Annotated in this window: 9 protein-coding genes, 4 tRNA genes and 3 rRNA genes; 14 read left to right on the top strand and 2 right to left on the bottom strand. The window is 37.2% G+C overall.

Annotation, left to right across the window (positions count from 1 at the left end; translation table 11 throughout):
• Positions 1-513: 513 nt before the first annotated feature.
• The 8 genes from QMG60_RS16825 to QMG60_RS16790 all read left to right on the top strand — a co-directional run bounded on the left by QMG60_RS16825 (position 514) and on the right by QMG60_RS16790 (position 6653).
• Positions 514-2027, top strand: a 16S ribosomal RNA gene (locus QMG60_RS16825).
• A 195-nt stretch (positions 2028-2222) separates the two neighbouring features.
• A tRNA-Ile gene (locus QMG60_RS16820) sits at positions 2223-2296 on the top strand.
• Positions 2297-2444: 148 nt separating this feature from the next.
• Positions 2445-2518 (top strand) — tRNA-Ala (locus QMG60_RS16815).
• A 128-nt stretch (positions 2519-2646) separates the two neighbouring features.
• A 23S ribosomal RNA gene (locus QMG60_RS16810) occupies positions 2647-5528 on the top strand.
• Between the two features lie 178 nt (positions 5529-5706).
• Positions 5707-5816, top strand: a 5S ribosomal RNA gene (gene rrf / locus QMG60_RS16805).
• Together the 16S, 23S and 5S rRNA genes with 4 tRNA genes alongside form the textbook arrangement of a ribosomal RNA operon.
• 59 nt (positions 5817-5875) lie before the next feature.
• Positions 5876-5948, top strand: a tRNA-Phe gene (locus QMG60_RS16800).
• Between the two features lie 6 nt (positions 5949-5954).
• Positions 5955-6040: transfer RNA gene (locus QMG60_RS16795), tRNA-Leu, on the top strand.
• Positions 6041-6218: 178 nt separating this feature from the next.
• Complete coding sequence (locus tag QMG60_RS16790) at positions 6219-6653, top strand: nuclear transport factor 2 family protein (protein WP_281865729.1); 435 nt, start codon at positions 6219-6221, stop codon at positions 6651-6653.
• Here the strand turns inward: QMG60_RS16790 and QMG60_RS16785 are convergent, their stop codons facing one another.
• Positions 6654-7304 carry an endonuclease III gene (locus QMG60_RS16785; RefSeq protein ID WP_281865728.1) on the bottom strand — a complete coding sequence of 217 codons (651 nt, stop codon included), beginning with the start codon at positions 7302-7304 and terminating at the stop codon, positions 6654-6656.
• Between the two features lie 48 nt (positions 7305-7352).
• Positions 7353-8219 carry an alpha/beta hydrolase gene (locus QMG60_RS16780; RefSeq protein ID WP_281865727.1) on the bottom strand — a complete coding sequence of 289 codons (867 nt, stop codon included), beginning with the start codon at positions 8217-8219 and terminating at the stop codon, positions 7353-7355.
• Between the two features lie 114 nt (positions 8220-8333).
• Here QMG60_RS16780 and QMG60_RS16775 point away from each other — a divergent pair, with 114 nt between their 5' ends.
• From QMG60_RS16775 to QMG60_RS16750, 6 genes are all read left to right on the top strand, one after another.
• The gene (locus QMG60_RS16775; protein WP_281865726.1) at positions 8334-9761 is read left to right on the top strand and encodes a glycogen synthase; all 1428 of its coding nucleotides are present in this window, start codon (positions 8334-8336) and stop codon (positions 9759-9761) included.
• The gene (locus tag QMG60_RS16770; protein WP_281865725.1) at positions 9751-11031 is read left to right on the top strand and encodes a glucose-1-phosphate adenylyltransferase; all 1281 of its coding nucleotides are present in this window, start codon (positions 9751-9753) and stop codon (positions 11029-11031) included. The genes QMG60_RS16775 and QMG60_RS16770 overlap by 11 nt, the downstream gene beginning before the upstream one ends.
• 64 nt (positions 11032-11095) lie before the next feature.
• The gene (gene glgB, locus QMG60_RS16765) at positions 11096-13000 is read left to right on the top strand and encodes a 1,4-alpha-glucan branching protein GlgB (RefSeq protein ID WP_281865724.1); all 1905 of its coding nucleotides are present in this window, start codon (positions 11096-11098) and stop codon (positions 12998-13000) included.
• Positions 13001-13205: 205 nt separating this feature from the next.
• Positions 13206-15605: a glycoside hydrolase family 31 protein gene (locus QMG60_RS16760; RefSeq protein ID WP_057117851.1), complete on the top strand. Its 2400-nt coding sequence runs from the start codon at positions 13206-13208 to the stop codon at positions 15603-15605.
• A gap of 84 nt (positions 15606-15689) precedes the next feature.
• On the top strand, positions 15690-16499 hold the full coding sequence (locus QMG60_RS16755) for a M48 family metallopeptidase (protein WP_281865723.1): 810 nt from the start codon (positions 15690-15692) through the stop codon (positions 16497-16499).
• A gap of 161 nt (positions 16500-16660) precedes the next feature.
• Positions 16661-17986, top strand: coding sequence for an MFS transporter (locus QMG60_RS16750; RefSeq protein WP_057117853.1), 1326 nt, complete (start codon positions 16661-16663; stop codon positions 17984-17986).
• Positions 17987-18033: the final 47 nt, after the last annotated feature.

Here is an 18033-nt window from a genome sequence, read left to right as displayed (position 1 = left end):
AACTTTGTATTGTAAAAAACGCCATACCAGCGAGTTATAAAATATATGGAAAATATATAATAAAAAGTCTTGCAGATGTAAATAAAGGTGTTACTTTTGCACCCGCAGAAGCGATAAATGTTCACAGAAATACCGGCAGGAAAAGCTAACTAAAAGAGAAAAGAAATTTTCAAAAAAGATTAGAAAAAGCTTGTGGGAATGGAAAACGGATATTACATTTGCACCCCGCAAATACAGGAAGTTCCTTGAGATACTGAGAGAAGAATTGGAGAAAAAGAGATTTAAAAATTTCGGAAAAAAAAACTTTAATTTTTTCTTGCAGGAAACAAAAAGAATTTTTAGTTTTGCACCCGCTTTGAAACACAGGCGGAATAATAAAGAAGACACGTTCGTAGACATATTGAATTGACAGCCGTTTTAACAGAGATGTTAGAACAAAAGAATAAGAGTAATAGAATTGTAAGATTCGAAAAGAACCGATAGATAAATCATCGCGATATAATATTACAATATACGATGAAGAGTTTGATCCTGGCTCAGGATGAACGCTAGCGGCAGGCTTAACACATGCAAGTCGAGGGGTATAAGTCTTCGGATTTAGAGACCGGCGCACGGGTGCGTAACGCGTATGTAATCTGCCTTTCACAGAGGGATAGCCCAGAGAAATTTGGATTAATACCTCATAGTATTACGACCCGGCATCGGGATGTAATTAAAGTCACAACGGTGAAAGATGAGCATGCGTCCCATTAGCTGGTTGGTAAGGTAACGGCTTACCAAGGCAACGATGGGTAGGGGTCCTGAGAGGGAGATCCCCCACACTGGTACTGAGACACGGACCAGACTCCTACGGGAGGCAGCAGTGAGGAATATTGGACAATGGGCGCAAGCCTGATCCAGCCATGCCGCGTGCAGGATGACGGTCCTATGGATTGTAAACTGCTTTTGTACGAGAAGAAACACTGATTCGTGAATCAGCCTGACGGTATCGTAAGAATAAGGATCGGCTAACTCCGTGCCAGCAGCCGCGGTAATACGGAGGATCCAAGCGTTATCCGGAATCATTGGGTTTAAAGGGTCCGTAGGCGGTCTTGTAAGTCAGTGGTGAAAGCCCATCGCTCAACGGTGGAACGGCCATTGATACTGCTGGACTTGAATTATTAGGAAGTAACTAGAATATGTAGTGTAGCGGTGAAATGCTTAGAGATTACATGGAATACCAATTGCGAAGGCAGGTTACTACTAATGGATTGACGCTGATGGACGAAAGCGTGGGTAGCGAACAGGATTAGATACCCTGGTAGTCCACGCCGTAAACGATGGATACTAGCTGTTGGAAGCAATTTCAGTGGCTAAGCGAAAGTGATAAGTATCCCACCTGGGGAGTACGTTCGCAAGAATGAAACTCAAAGGAATTGACGGGGGCCCGCACAAGCGGTGGAGCATGTGGTTTAATTCGATGATACGCGAGGAACCTTACCAAGGCTTAAATGTAGATTGACCGTTTTGGAAACAGAACTTTCGCAAGACAATTTACAAGGTGCTGCATGGTTGTCGTCAGCTCGTGCCGTGAGGTGTCAGGTTAAGTCCTATAACGAGCGCAACCCCTGTTGTTAGTTGCCAGCGAGTCAAGTCGGGAACTCTAACAAGACTGCCAGTGCAAACTGTGAGGAAGGTGGGGATGACGTCAAATCATCACGGCCCTTACGCCTTGGGCTACACACGTGCTACAATGGCCGGTACAGAGAGCAGCCACTGGGCGACCAGGAGCGAATCTATAAAGCCGGTCACAGTTCGGATCGGAGTCTGCAACTCGACTCCGTGAAGCTGGAATCGCTAGTAATCGGATATCAGCCATGATCCGGTGAATACGTTCCCGGGCCTTGTACACACCGCCCGTCAAGCCATGGAAGCTGGGGGTGCCTGAAGTCGGTGACCGCAAGGAGCTGCCTAGGGTAAAACTGGTAACTAGGGCTAAGTCGTAACAAGGTAGCCGTACCGGAAGGTGCGGCTGGAACACCTCCTTTCTAGAGCCTCAATTGTTAGCACGAAGGTTATGAGTTAGAAGTTATGAGTGATGCGTCTTGACGCTTAACCCTTAACGTATAACATTTAACACAATGGCACGATGGGGAAAAAAGATGGTTTTCTTCAGGTATCTGAATTGGAGATTGTATTACTCTTGCTGTTAATTTAAAAGAAATGAAAATTAAGTAAAACAGAGTCTCGTAGCTCAGCTGGTTAGAGTACTACACTGATAATGTAGGGGTCGGCAGTTCGAGTCTGCCCGGGACTACTTTTTTAAGATTGTTAATTGTAAATTATAAATTACAAAAGACAGAATAAAAAAAGACTGTAAGCTTGATTAAAAGGAAATTTTAGGGGTTGAGGCCTTATGAGAACTAATTCATAACTCATAACTAATAACTCATCACTAAGAAAATGGGGGATTAGCTCAGCTGGCTAGAGCGCCTGCCTTGCACGCAGGAGGTCAACGGTTCGACTCCGTTATTCTCCACAGGTCCGAAAGGACAAAAGTTCATTGACATATTGAGATAAGAAAATAATAAGAAAGTAGAAAGCGTTTTTTACAATTTTATTGTAAAAAACAAAAAAAAACGGTCCTGATTAATTTTAGGATTGGTACAATAAGCAAAATAAGGGCGTATGGGGGATGCCTAGGCTCTCAGAGGCGATGAAAGGCGTGATAAGCTGCGAAAAGCTGCGGGGACGGGCACACACCGATTGATCCGCAGATACCTGAATGGGGCAACCCGCTATGCTGAAGGCATAGCACACCGATAGGTGGGCAAACCCGCTGAACTGAAACATCTAAGTAGGCGGAGGAGAAGAAAACAAAAGTGATTCCGTAAGTAGTGGCGAGCGAACGCGGATTAGCCCAAACCGGTGCTGTTACGGCAGTGCCGGGGTTGTAGGACCGCGGTATTTTATGTACAAGGAACCGGAAGCTTCTGGAAAGGAGCACCATAGAGGGTGACAGTCCCGTACGGGTAACAAGTATAATAGATAGCGGTATCCTGAGTAGGGCGGGGCACGTGAAACCCTGTCTGAATTTGGCGGGACCATCCGCTAAGGCTAAATACTCCTGAGAGACCGATAGTGAACCAGTACCGTGAGGGAAAGGTGAAAAGAACCGTGAATAACGGAGTGAAATAGATCCTGAAACCATACGCTTACAAGCGGTCGGAGCCCTTTCGTGGGGTGACGGCGTGCCTTTTGCATAATGAGCCTACGAGTTAACGTTGCTGGCAAGGATAAGTGTTTAAGACATGGATCCGCAGCGAAAGCGAGTCTGAATAGGGCGCTTTAGTCAGTAGTGTTAGACGCGAAACCGTGTGATCTACCCATGGGCAGGTTGAAGCTGTGGTAACACACAGTGGAGGACCGAACCGGTTGACGTTGAAAAGTCTTCGGATGACCTGTGGGTAGGGGTGAAAGGCCAATCAAACTCGGAAATAGCTCGTACTCCCCGAAATGCATTTAGGTGCAGCGTTATTTTAGTTATACAGAGGTAGAGCTACTGATTGGATGCGGGGGCTTCACCGCCTACCAATTCCTGACAAACTCCGAATGCTGTATAATGATTGATAACAGTGAGGGCTTGGGTGCTAAGGTCCAAGTCCGAGAGGGAAAGAACCCAGACCATCAGCTAAGGTCCCCAAATATATGCTAAGTTGAAAGAACGAGGTTTGTCTGCCCAGACAGCTAGGATGTTGGCTTGGAAGCAGCCATTCATTTAAAGAGTGCGTAACAGCTCACTAGTCGAGCGGACGAGCATGGATAATAATCGGGCATAAGCATATTACCGAAGCTATGGATTTACAATTTACTGTAAGTGGTAGGGGAGCATTCTGACAGGGCAGAAGGTGTATCGTAAGGTATGCTGGACCGGTCAGAAAAGAAAATGTAGGCATAAGTAACGATAATGCGGGCGAGAAACCCGCACACCGAAAAACTAAGGTTTCCACAGCTATGCTAATCAGCTGTGGGTTAGTCTGGTCCTAAGGCGAACCCGAAAGGGACAGTCGATGGCCAACGGGTTAATATTCCCGTACTGCTTATTACTGTGATGGGGTGACGGAGTGATGAAAGCGCCGCGGACTGACGGAATAGTTCGTTAAAGTACCTAGCTATATTCTCTGCAGGCAAATCCGCAGAGAATGGTGAAATACGATAGTACTCGGAGTCTTCGGACAAAGAGATAGTGCGCCTAAGGGCTTCCAAGAAAAACCTCTAAACTTCAGGTAATAAGCACCAGTACCGTAAACCGACACAGGTAGTTGAGGAGAGAATCCTAAGGTGCTCGAGAGATTCATGGCTAAGGAATTAGGCAAAATAGACCTGTAACTTCGGGAGAAAGGTCGCCCCGAGCAATCGGGGCCGCAGTGAAGAGGTCCAGGCGACTGTTTATCAAAAACACAGGGCTCTGCAAAATCGTAAGATGAAGTATAGGGCCTGACACCTGCCCGGTGCTGGAAGGTTAAGAGGAGATGTTATCTTCGGAGAAGCATTGAATTGAAGCCCCAGTAAACGGCGGCCGTAACTATAACGGTCCTAAGGTAGCGAAATTCCTTGTCGGGTAAGTTCCGACCTGCACGAATGGTGTAACGATCTGGACACTGTCTCAGCCATGAGCTCGGTGAAATTGTAGTAACGGTGAAGATGCCGTTTACCCGCAGTGGGACGAAAAGACCCTGTGCACCTTTACTATAGCTTAGTATTGACCTTGGATAAATGATGTGTAGGATAGGTTGGAGACTGTGAAGGGGCGTCGCCAGGCGCTTTGGAGTCATTGTTGAAATACAACCCTTTGTTTATCTGAGGCCTAACCCCGCAAAAGCGGGGGACATTGCTTGGTGGGTAGTTTGACTGGGGTGGTCGCCTCCAAAAGAGTAACGGAGGCTTCTAAAGGTTCCCTCAGTACGCTTGGTAACCGTGCGTAGAGTGCAATGGCATAAGGGAGCTTGACTGAGAGACATACAGGTCGATCAGGTACGAAAGTAGAGCATAGTGATCCGGTGGTTCCGCATGGAAGGGCCATCGCTCAAAGGATAAAAGGTACGCCGGGGATAACAGGCTGATCTCCCCCAAGAGCTCATATCGACGGGGGGGTTTGGCACCTCGATGTCGGCTCGTCACATCCTGGGGCTGGAGAAGGTCCCAAGGGTTGGGCTGTTCGCCCATTAAAGTGGCACGCGAGCTGGGTTCAGAACGTCGTGAGACAGTTCGGTCTCTATCTACTGCGGGCGTTAGAAATTTGAGTGGATCTGATTCTAGTACGAGAGGACCGAATTGGACAAACCTCTAGTGTATCTGTTGTCCCGCCAGGGGCACCGCAGAGTAGCTACGTTTGGAAGGGATAAGCGCTGAAAGCATATAAGCGCGAAACCCACCACAAGATGAGATTTCTTTTAAGGATCGTGGAAGATGACCACGTTGATAGGCTATAGATGTAAAGGCAGTAATGTCATAGTCGAGTAGTACTAATAATCCGTAAGCTTATGTACACCCTTTTCTCCCGGCTGCGGCCGGGAGAAGAAACTTTCTAAAATATATTTACTTTTCTTTATCTCAGTATGTTAAAATATTTGCCTGTCGCGGGCAGTTATGAGTCTTGGGTTACAAGTCAGGAGTTGAAAAACAATAAACTCTAAACCAAAATCCAAAATCCATAACTAAAAACCTTAAGGTGGTTATTGCGGCGGGGCTCACCTCTTCCCATCCCGAACAGAGTAGTTAAGCCCGCCTGCGCAGATGGTACTGCAGTATTGTGGGAGAGTATGTCGCCGCCTTTTTTTGAAAACCTCGTTCTACGAACGAGGTTTTTTATTCCAAATTTACTTTAAGTAAATACGGTACCTTAGCTCAGATGGTAGAGCAATGGACTGAAAATCCATGTGTCCCTGGTTCGATCCCTGGAGGTACCACATAATGCTCGGATGGTGAAATTGGTAGACACGCTGGACTTAAAATCCAGTGAACAGCAATGTTCGTGCGGGTTCAAGTCCCGCTCTGAGTACTAAAAACTTCAATTGGCTTTGCTAATTGAAGTTTTTTTTGCTTTAAAGCGAAATTATAAATTCAGTCAAACTGAATATTTTTTATATTTTTACTTTTTTATTGAAGAGGAATAATATGTTTGTTAGATATTTAAAACATCATTTTACACGATAAAGGTTTAATTTAATCTATTTTATATGAAGACTTATTTTATTCTATTTTTTCTTTTACTCTGTATTTATTCAAATGCACAAAAGCAAGAAGTTCAAAAGAGTATCGATGTATTCTTTGACGGTTTTCATCAAAGAGATTCAATGAAGATAAAATCGGTTTGTGCAGATAAAATGATTCTACAATCGATTAGTGAAAGTTCTTCAAAAGGAAATAAATTATCTGATGAAAGCACTAAGGAATTTTACAAATCTATCGCTTCTATTCCTTTGAATATAAAATTTCAAGAGAAAATTTTAAATTCTAATATCCAAATTGACGGTACAATGGCTCATGTTTGGGCTCCTTATGAGTTTTACATCAATGATAAATTAAGCCACACAGGTGTAAATACTTTTACTTTATTTAAAGAAAAAGATATTTGGAAAATCATTTATTTGATTGATACTAGAAGAAAGTAGTTAATTATGAAGTACTTTGGTATTATAATACAAACAGATATCTGTTAGTAAACATTCTTCGCATTTTGGTTTAGGCCTGCATATTTCTCTTCCTAAAAAGGAAATTGCCATTCCAATTTCTGACCAGATATTTTTTGGTAAAACCTGCATCAGGTCTTTTTCTATTTTATTTCCGTCTTTAGACTCTTTTACAATTCCAATTCTGGGCGCAACTCGGATTACGTGTAAATCAGCAATAATGCCTTCTGCTGGTTGGTGAGTTTCTCTTAAAATAACATTGGCCGATTTTCTTCCAACACCTTTTAAAGTGGTTAAGCCTGACATTGTTAATGGAATATCTTTATCGTTTTTAATTGTTTTCGCAATTTCCAAAAGCCAATTTGCTTTTGTTCCGTGGTTTCGAACTTTAGTAATATAAGGTAAAAAAGTATCCAAATCAGTTTTTGATAAACTATTTAATGTTGGAAATTTTTCGAATAAATCTGGAGCAATATTATTGATATTAGCATCGGAATCTTGCGCAGACAGAACAACCATTACCAAAAGCTGGTACGTATTTTTGTATTCTAAAGGATGTTTCTTATCCTTATATTTCTTTAAAATGGGTTTTAATTTAGTTTCCCAATTTAATGTTTCTCCAAATAAATCCATTCGTGATATTTTTTAAAAATTGATATTGAAGTAGTTACTTATATAAAGTTAATTTATTTTAATGAATTCTAAAGTTTTTTTAATCACATTATGATTGCCTAATATTTTTCTGTGTCCAAGTCCGTCTGTTAAATAAAGTCTTCCTTGTTCAAGATTTTGATGAATGTGAATTCCTGCTTTAACTGGAACTTCCGGATCATCATTATCATGTATTACTAAAACGGGAATTTTAACTTTCTGAGCTGCTCGATAAGCTGAAAAATCATCCATTTTAACTTTATATTTTTCTTCAAATAAATCTCTTAAATCATCACCAATTTCTTTTTTCAATCCTAATTTAAAAATAAACTCATCTAAAATATCTTGTACCATATCACCGCTTCCGATTATTACAGCTTTGTTTACTTTTAAACCGTCTTTAATCGCATTTAAGACAGACATTCCGCCAAGTGAATGTCCAATTGCAATTTCAAAAGGACCAAATTGCTTTTCAATTTCAAGAATAGAAGCTATAAATTCAGACATTATTGTGGTTTTGCCTTCTGATTTTCCATGTGCGGGAGCATCAAAACTAATAGTTGAATAGCCATTTTGTAAAAGCTCATCTGCGATTTTGAATAACTGTGTTCCGCGGCCAGACCAGCCATGAACTAATAATATTTTATGCTCACTTTTGCCATATTCATAAGTCACAACGCTCTTATCGATTGCAGGAATATTAATTGTTTTTTGAATGCTTTTACGATCCATTTCAAATTCTCGTTTTGGAACTTTATGTTTTACTGGTGTTGTAAATATTCTTGCAGCAAATTTTGTAACTAATTTTTTAGAAATAAAAGCGCAAATTTTGGCAGATATTATAATTATCTGAGGAATTTTTAATGATTTAGTGGGATTGATTGCCTTTTTTGCCATTTCAATAAAACTTTTTTGGAAGCGGAACTTTGCTTATTTTTTGCTAAATTTAGAAAACATAAAAGTAACATATTACTGATTGTTCTTAAATAATAATTGCAAATTAATTTCTAAATGGAAATATTTCATATTAGTGCAGAATGTTATCCAATGGCAAAAGTTGGTGGTTTGGCCGATGTGGTTGGAGCGCTTCCTAAATATCAAACTAATGCAGGCCATAGTGTACGAGTTATTGTTCCTGCTTATGACACAAAATTTAAAAAAGAAAATCAATTCGAATGCGTTCATTGGGGATCTGTTAAACTCGGAAGTTTTAATTTTCCTTTTAGCGTTCTTAAAGAAAGCACAGATATATTAGGTTATGAGCTATATCTTATAGAAATAAATGAATTATTCGATCGTCCAAATGTATATGGTTATGAGGACGATATAGAGCGGTTTTTATCTTTTCAGATTGCGGCCTTAGATTGGATAATTGCTCGAAATGAAGTTCCAGATGTAATTAACTGCCATGATCACCATACTGGGTTAATTCCATTTCTAACTCAATTTGCTTATAAATATGAAAAATTAAAAGATCTAAAAACAGTCATAACCATTCATAATGGTTTGTATCAAGGATGGTTTGGTTTTGATAAACTGCACTATCTGCCAGAATTTGATTTGAAGCACGTTGGATTTTTAGAGTGGAACAATTCAATAAACTCACTAGCTGTTGCAGTAAAATGCGCTCAGGCTGTTACTACAGTTTCTCCGAGTTATTTAAATGAAATTAACTACGCAACAAACGGTTTAGAAAATTTATTTAATTCTGTTAGAAATAAATCAAAAGGAATTTTAAATGGAATTGATATTGAAGTCTGGAATCCTTTAAAAGATAAAATGATTGCAGAGAATTATTCGATAGAGAATTTTGAAATTGGCAAACAAAAAAATAAGGAAAAATTGTGTGAACAATTCGAGCTTGATGCGTCAAAACCTTTATTTAGTTTTATAGGACGTTTGTTTGAAGAAAAAGGAGGCGATTTATTGCCTCAGGCTTCTGCATTAGCATTATCTGAAAATTTTGAAAATATTAATATCCTAATTCTAGGTTCAGGAAATTTAGAAATTGAATCGCAGTTAACACAATTGCGTAATGATTATAAAGGAAATTACAATGTTTTTATTGGTTATAATGAAGAATTAGCTCATCTGATTTATGCAGGTTCAGATTATATTTTAATGCCTTCGAGAGTTGAGCCTTGCGGTTTAAACCAAATGTATGCCATGCGCTACGGAACAATTCCGATTGTTAGGAGAACGGGAGGATTAAGAGATACGGTTATTGATTTTGGTGATGAAGGCAATGGAATCTGCCATGATCAGGCTTCGGTTGGAGATATTTGTTATTCCATAAATCGAGCTGTTAAATTATACGATGATAAAATAAGTTTCAATAAAGTTTTAAAAAGAGGAATGGAAGCTGACCATTCCTGGGAAAGTGTTTGCCAAGATTATATCGAAATATACAACCTAATAATTGAGAAAAATGAAATTTAAAAAGAAAAATGTAGTTGCTATTATTTTAGGAGGAGGACAAGGATCACGTTTGTTTCCATTAACAGAAACGAGATCAAAACCAGCCGTTCCGATTGGAGGAAAATATCGTTTGGTGGATATTCCAATTTCTAATTGTATCAATTCTGATATTTTTAAAATATTTGTTTTGACACAGTTTAACTCTGCATCTTTAAATGCACATATTAAAAACACTTTTAATTTTAGTATTTTCAGTCAATCTTTTGTAGATATTTTGGCGGCAGAACAAACTCCAGATAATCCAACTTGGTTTCAGGGAACTGCAGATGCTGTGAGACAATGTATGTCACATTTTTTAAAACACGATTTCGATCATGCTTTGATACTTTCTGGTGACCAGTTATATCAAATGGATTTTAATGAAATGCTTGAAGCACATATTGCTGCCGATGCTGAAATTTCTATTGCCACTTTACCAGTAAATGCAAAAGATGCACCAGAATTTGGAATTCTTAAAACTGATCATGAGAATAATATTCATGCCTTTATAGAAAAACCGCACGCTTCATTGCTGCCTGAATGGGAATCTGAAGTGAGTGAACATATGCAGGAAAAAGGTAAAAAATATTTAGCTTCGATGGGGATTTATATTTTTAATAAACCATTGTTAGTCGAGTTAATGGGGGATCAGGAAACTAAAGATTTTGGTAAAGAAATTATTCCGCAGGCCGTTGGAAAACATAAAATATTAAGTTATCAATACGAAGGCTATTGGACAGATATTGGAAATATTGAATCGTTTTTTGAAGCCAATATTGGTTTAACAGCAGATATACCAGAGTTCAATTTATTCGACAATGAGAATAAAATTTTTACCAGACCAAGATTATTGCCGCCTTCAAAATTTAGAAATTCTATTATTAACCAATCTTTAATTTCTGAAGGCTGTATTATTAATGCCAAAGAAATAAAAAGTTCTGTTATTGGTATCCGTTCCAGAATTGGAGAAGGCACCGTTTTAGAGAACTGTTATGTGATGGGTAACGATTTCTATCAAGATCTGGATGAACTAAATTATGAAAGTGGTATTAATAAAATTCATGTAGGTATTGGTGAAAATTGTTTTATTAAAAATGCGTTAGTCGATAAAAATGTACGAATAGGAAATAATGTTCACATAAACGGCGGAAAACATTTGGATAATTTTACTAATGAATTATATAGTATAAAAGACGGAATTGTAGTGATTAAAAAAGGGGTTACGTTATCTGACAACTTTAGAATTGAATAAAATTTAGAATTCCAATAATTAAACTCAAAATTCCAATTTTCAATCGTTGCCTTAAAAAACAAATATGACTAAAGTAATCACACATTCTCTATTTACAGATTTTGATATTGATTTATTCAAAGCTGGTAAACACTTCAAATTATATGAAAAATTAGGAGCGCATTTAATTGAAGTTAATGGAGTTAAAGGTGTTTACTTTGCCGTTTGGGCACCTACAGCACATTCTGTTTCAGTTGTAGGTGATTTTAATTATTGGACTCAAGGCGAACATAATTTAAATGTTCGCTGGGATTCTTCTGGAATTTGGGAAGGATTTATTCCTAATATTTCAAAAGGAGCTCTTTATAAATATAAAATCCAATCGAATATTGGAGGAATTGTAACCGAAAAAGCAGATCCTTTTGCTTTGTATTGCGAAAAACCACCTCATACTGCATCTGTAGTCTGGGATTTAGATTATAGCTGGAAAGATGAAAACTGGATGCAGAATCGTCAGCAATTTAATGCTTTAGACAAACCTTATTCTGTTTATGAAGTTCATTTAGGTTCTTGGAAAAGAGCTGAGCACAATCGCTTTTTAAGTTATTTAGAACTTGCAGATGATTTAGTTAAATATGTAAAAGAAACCGGTTTTACGCATGTAGAATTTATGCCGATTATGGAATATCCTTATGACCCGTCGTGGGGTTATCAGCTAACAGGATACTTCGCGCCAACTTCACGTTTCGGGAAGCCTCAAGATTTTATGGTTTTGGTTGATAGATTGCATCAGGAAGGAATTGGTGTAATTTTAGACTGGGTTCCATCGCATTTTCCTGATGATGCGCACGGTTTGGGTTATTTTGACGGATCACATTTATATGAACATCCAGATCGAAGAAAAGGATATCATCCAGATTGGAAAAGTCTGGTTTTTAATTATGGAAGAAATGAAGTCCGCGCTTTTTTAATCAGTAACGCTGTTTTTTGGCTTCAGAATTATCATGTTGACGGATTAAGAGTTGATGCCGTTGCTTCGATGTTATATCTTGATTATTCTAGAAAAGAAGGGGAGTGGGAAGCTAATATTTTTGGAGGAAGGGAAAACTTAGACAGTATAAGTTTTCTTAAAGAATTTAATGAAGTAATCTATGCTAATTTCGAAGGTGTTCAAACTATTGCAGAAGAAAGCACTTCTTTTCCTATGGTTTCAAGACCGACATTTACAGGCGGATTAGGTTTCGGGATGAAATGGATGATGGGCTGGATGCACGATACCTTAAAATATTTTGAAAAAGAAACTGTCTATCGAAAATATCATCAAAATGATCTGACTTTCTCGATGACCTATGCGTTTACCGAAAATTTCATGCTTCCTTTTTCTCATGACGAAGTAGTGTATGGGAAAAAATCTCTTAATTATAAAATGCCGGGCGATGAATGGCAGCGATTTGCCAATTTGAGATTGTTATACGGTTATATGTTCACTCATCCAGGAACTAAATTATTGTTTATGGGAGCTGAATTTGGCCAGACAAGCGAATGGAATTTTGAGCAAAGTTTAGACTGGCATTTACTGCAATATGATTTTCATTCGGGAATAAAAAGATTGATTACAGATTTAAATCAGCTTTATAAATCACATCCTGCATTGTATGAAAAGCAATTTACAGTAGATGGTTTTGAATGGATAAATTACTCCGATCATCAAAATGCGGCTTTATCTTATATCCGAAAAGGAAATAATCCCGATGAAAATGTAATTGTAGTCTGTAATTTTACAGAAGTAATAAGAGAAAATTACAGAATAGGAATTCCGAAAAAAGGTAAATTACAAGAAATTTTTAATAGCGATGCATTGATTTATGGCGGTGGTGGTGTTGGAAATGGAAAAACACTGAAAATTGATTCAATATCTTATGACGGAAGGGATTTTTCTGTTGAATTAATTTTACCACCTTTAAGTGTAACCGTATATTCTTTCGTTTAAAAAAAATCTTACATTCATTTCCATAAGTGCTGTTTTGTCATTTTATTGTTCTTAAATTATCGATTTTTCGATTTTTTGAGCAGTAATTTAATTCTCGATCAGAAAAAACGTTTTCGTGAATAAACCTTTTATTCATAGGGCTTTACTAACTTTTTTTGTATGTTTGAAATAGAGATTAGCGTTTTATAATTAATTCATTAGCGATATGATTACAAACACATCATTAGAATACAAAGGCGATTTATATCCATCAAAAATTGTTTCATACGAACAGGAAGGAGATTCGATTTTTTTCAATACGGATAATAAAGTAATTTTAAAAGTCACTATTCTTAGAGACAGTTTGATTCGATTTCGCTTTACTACAAAAGGTTATTTTAGTAATGACTTTTCATATGCGATTGATAAAACGCAGCTTCACGGTTACAATTTCCTAGAACTTACAGAAGAAGAAACTTTTTTTCAGATAAGGACCAGTAAGGTAAAATGTAAAATTCAGAAAGCTGATCTTCGTCTAGCTATTTACGACCTAAATGACTTTTTGATTCTTGAAGATGAACTTGGTTTTCATTGGGAAGAAAGCTACGAATACGGTGGAAATATCGTAAAAATGAGTAAGTTTTCTAAAGATGGCGAATGTTATTATGGCCTTGGTGATAAGGCAACTCAAATGAATCTTAAAGGCAAAAGAGTCGAAAATTTTGCCACAGATCAATATGCTTATCAAAAAGATCAAGAGCCTTTATATAAGGTAGTTCCATTTTATATAGGACTGCATAATAAACAATCTTACGGTATCTTCTTTGACAATACTTTTAGAACTTTTTTTGATTTTTGTCAAGAAAGAAGAAATGTTACGAGTTTCTGGGCCGAGGGTGGAGAAATGAATTATTATTTCTTTTATGGTCCGCAAATGCAGGATGTTGTGACAACTTACACCGACCTGACCGGTAAGCCAGAATTACCTCCTTTATGGGTTTTGGGATATCATCAATGTAAATGGAGTTACTATCCTGAAAGTAAAGTAAAAGAAATTACTTCAAAATTTAGGGAACTTCAAATTCCTTGTGACGCGATTTATCTGGATATTGATTATATGGAAGGATTTCGCTGTTTTACTTGGAATAAAAACTATTTTCCAGATCCGAAAAAGATGGTTGCTGAACTAGCAGAAGATGGTTTTAAAACGGTTGTTATAATAGATCCCGGAATCAAAATCGATAAAGATTATTGGGTGTATCAAGAAGCTTTAGAAAAAGATTATTTCTGTAAAAGAGCCGATGGACCATATATGAAAGGAAAAGTTTGGCCTGGTGAATGTAATTTTCCAGATTACACAAATCCCGCAGTTAGAGAATGGTGGGCTGGATTATTTAAAGAATTAGTTTCAGAAATAGGAGTGAAAGGAGTTTGGAATGATATGAACGAACCTGCAGTGATGGAGGTTCCAAATAAGACTTTTCCAATGGATGTTCGTCATTTTTATGATGGAAATCCGTGCAGCCATAGAAAGGCCCATAATATTTATGGAACGCAGATGGCAAGGGCAACTTATCATGGTGTAAAACGATTTACTTATCCAAAACGTCCTTTTGTAATTACAAGATCGGCATATTCTGGCGCACAGCGTTACACTTCTTCTTGGACAGGAGATAATGTGGCAACTTGGGAACATTTATGGATTGCTAACATCCAAGTGCAAAGAATGTCAATTTCAGGAATGGGATTCACAGGGTCAGATATTGGAGGATTTGCAGAACAGCCAACGGGCGAATTATATGCGCGATGGATTCAGCTAGGCGTTTTTCATCCGTTTTGCAGAACGCACTCTTCTGGAGATCATGGAAATCAGGAGCCTTGGGCGTTTGATGAAGAAGTGATTAATATTACCAGAAAATTTGTAAGTCTTCGTTATCAATTATTACCTTATTTATACACCATGTTCTGGCAGTATATTGAAGAAGGACTTCCAATGCTGAAACCTTTGGTTTACTACGATCAAGACGATACACAAACACATTATCGTAATGATGAATTTATCTTTGGAAATCAAATTTTAGTCTGTCCAATCCTTGAACCTAATGCTGTAGGTCGTCGTATGTATATTCCAAGAGGTGAGTGGTATAACTACTGGACAAATGAACTTTTCATTGGAGGAAGAGAGATCTGGATTGACACTAAATTTGATGAAATTCCAGTTTTTGTAAAAGCAGGAGCCATTATCCCAAAATATCCAGTACAGCAGTATGTGGGAGAATTAGAATTTGATGAATTGACGCTTGATGTTTACTTTAAAAACGGAAAAGAAAAATCTGTTGTATATGAAGATGCACAAGATGGTTACGATTATAAAAAGGGACGTTACAGCTTTTTATCTTTTAGATCTATAGGAAAAGAAAAAGAACTAATTATTCAGCTTCATAAAGAAGGTAAATACGATACTCCTTATAGCAAATACAAAATTAATTTAATTGGTTTGCCGTTTAAAGTTTCTGAAATAGAAATAGACAATGAAAAAATTGAATTTGATAAAATTAATTTCGAACAAAATAATTTCTTAATTGTTGAAAAAGAGTTTAATGAATTACACATCGTAGGTGAATAGTTAAATTCTGATATTTTTTCACTTAATTGTATAAAATAAAATATTTTTTTTAATTGTATTTTTGGAAGAAAATTAGCTAGAATTATGAAAAAATATTTCTTTTTAGGAATTTTTGGCGCACTTGCAATGGCTTGTGCAACAAATCCAATCACTGGTAAACAAAATTTGAATTTTGTTTCTAATAGTGAGTTATTTCCATCTTCATTTCAGCAATATAGTCAGTTTTTATCTGAAAATAAAGTGATCACTGGAACTGCAGATGCCAAACTTGTTGAAACTGTCGGCTATAAAATTAAGCTTGCAGCAGAAAAATATTTAACGTATTTGGGACAATCTCAGTATTTAAAAGACTACCGTTGGGAATACAAATTAGTGGACAACAAAGAGGTTAACGCATGGTGCATGCCAGGTGGAAAAATCGTTGTTTATTCTGGGATTTTACCCATAACGCAAAATGAATCTGGTTTAGCAACTGTAATGGGGCACGAAGTTTCGCATGCACTTGCTAATCACGGAGCACAAAGAATGTCTGCGGCACAGTTACAGCAAATTGGAGGCGTAGCATTAGATGCAGCCACAAGCGGTAAATCTGAGTCAACAAGACAAATATTTTCGCAGGCTTACGGACTTGGTTCTGAAGTGGGAGTTATGCTGCCATTTAGCAGAAGTAACGAGAGCGAAGCCGATAAAATTGGTCTGACTCTTATGGCAATTGCAGGTTATAACCCAGATGATGCTATTGCATTCTGGACTAGAATGTCTTCAAAATCTGGAGGAGCTGGAACACCAGAATTTATGAGTACGCACCCTTCTGATGCTACAAGGATTGCAAATATAAAATCTTTAATTCCAGAAGCTAAAGCTATTGCGCTTAAAGTTGGAACTATAAAATAAGTTTATACTCTTAAGGATATAATTTTAAAAGCTATTCATTTTTTGAATAGCTTTTTTGTTTTTAGTACAGTTGATAATTTAATAATGCATGAATTGAATAATTAATATTTGATTATAATAAAAATTGGATAAATTCGTAGGCTGTTATCAAAACCATATATATGAAAAACCTACAAAAAGGAGATAAGAAGCTGTTAAACGCCTGGGCATTTTATGATTGGGCCAATTCGGTTTATACATTGACTATTGCATCTGCAGTATTTCCAATTTTTTACGAAGCATTATTTAGTGACAGAGATCATTATATAGATGTTTTTGGACTTCATTTAAAGAACTCAGCTTTAATAAGTTTTATTACTGCTGCCGCATTTTTGGTTGTTTCGTTTATTTCCCCATTATTATCTGGGATTGCAGATTATGTGGGAAATAAAAAATCCTTTATGAAGTTTTTCTGTTATTTAGGAGCATTATCTTGTATGGGATTGTATTGGTTTGATCTGGACAATATTTACATTGGATTATTATTTTATTTCCTAGGATTATTAGGATACTGGGGAAGCTTAGTTTTTTATAATTCTTATCTTCCAGATATTGCTTTTGAAGAACAGCAGGATAGAATTAGCGCCAAAGGATATTCATTAGGATACGTAGGAAGCGTTATTTTGCTGATTGTCAATTTAGCGATGATTATGAAACCAAAGTTATTCGGAATTACCGGTACAGATGGAGAAGCTGCAATGAAAGCAATGCGCTATTCGTTTATAATGGTAGGAGTTTGGTGGATTTTATTCAGTCAATATACCTATTATTATTTGCCAAAAGGAAGTAAAGAAACAGGGCAAAAATTAACTAGATCTGTAGTGTTTAACGGATTTAAAGAATTAAAGAAAGTTTGGGCATTATTGCAGGAAAACATTCCTTTAAAACGTTATTTAGGAGGTTTCTTTGTTTCGAGTATGGCTGTACAAACGGTTATGCTTGTAGCTACTTATTTTGGAGCGCAGGAAATTCAATGGTCGTCTAAAGAAGAAAGCACTATTGGACTTATCATTTGTATTTTAATAATTCAGTTGGTAGCCGTTGTTGGTGCTGTTTTAACTTCAAGAGCTTCTGCCAAGTTTGGAAATATTCCAACTTTAATTGTGATTAATATCATTTGGGCCGTATTTTGTGCGCTTGCCTTTTTTATAATATTACCAATACATTTTTATGTTATGGCAACAGTTGCAGGTTTTGTAATGGGAGGAATTCAAGCGCTGTCCCGATCAACTTATTCTAAATTATTACCAGAAACAGAAGATACCGCTTCGTTTTTTAGCTTTTATGATGTTGCTGAGAAGATCGGAATTGTAATAGGAATGTGTGTTTACGGAATTATAGATCAAATTACAGGAAGTCCGCGTGCGGCGATTGTAATTTTAGCAATCTTTTTCGTTACAGCCATATTTCTTTTAAGGAGAGTACATAAAAAAGACGTTTCAAATTAATAAAACGTCTTTAATAATTATATCACGAATTGCAGTAATTATTGATT

Origin of the sequence: Flavobacterium sp. GSB-24 (genome assembly GCF_027924665.1) — a bacterium.
GTDB lineage: Bacteria > Bacteroidota > Bacteroidia > Flavobacteriales > Flavobacteriaceae > Flavobacterium.
Note: the sequence above shows the minus strand (reverse complement) of the source record. Positions and strands in the feature narration are given on the sequence as shown.

Coding starts and splice junctions, on each gene's coding strand:
- QMG60_RS16790 (WP_281865729.1), top strand. CDS start 6,219: ATGAAGACTTATTTTATTCTATTTTTTCTTTTACTCTGTATTTATTCA.
- QMG60_RS16785 (WP_281865728.1), bottom strand. CDS start 7,304: ATGGATTTATTTGGAGAAACATTAAATTGGGAAACTAAATTAAAACCC.
- QMG60_RS16780 (WP_281865727.1), bottom strand. CDS start 8,219: ATGGCAAAAAAGGCAATCAATCCCACTAAATCATTAAAAATTCCTCAG.
- QMG60_RS16775 (WP_281865726.1), top strand. CDS start 8,334: ATGGAAATATTTCATATTAGTGCAGAATGTTATCCAATGGCAAAAGTT.
- QMG60_RS16770 (WP_281865725.1), top strand. CDS start 9,751: ATGAAATTTAAAAAGAAAAATGTAGTTGCTATTATTTTAGGAGGAGGA.
- glgB (WP_281865724.1), top strand. CDS start 11,096: ATGACTAAAGTAATCACACATTCTCTATTTACAGATTTTGATATTGAT.
- QMG60_RS16760 (WP_057117851.1), top strand. CDS start 13,206: ATGATTACAAACACATCATTAGAATACAAAGGCGATTTATATCCATCA.
- QMG60_RS16755 (WP_281865723.1), top strand. CDS start 15,690: ATGAAAAAATATTTCTTTTTAGGAATTTTTGGCGCACTTGCAATGGCT.
- QMG60_RS16750 (WP_057117853.1), top strand. CDS start 16,661: ATGAAAAACCTACAAAAAGGAGATAAGAAGCTGTTAAACGCCTGGGCA.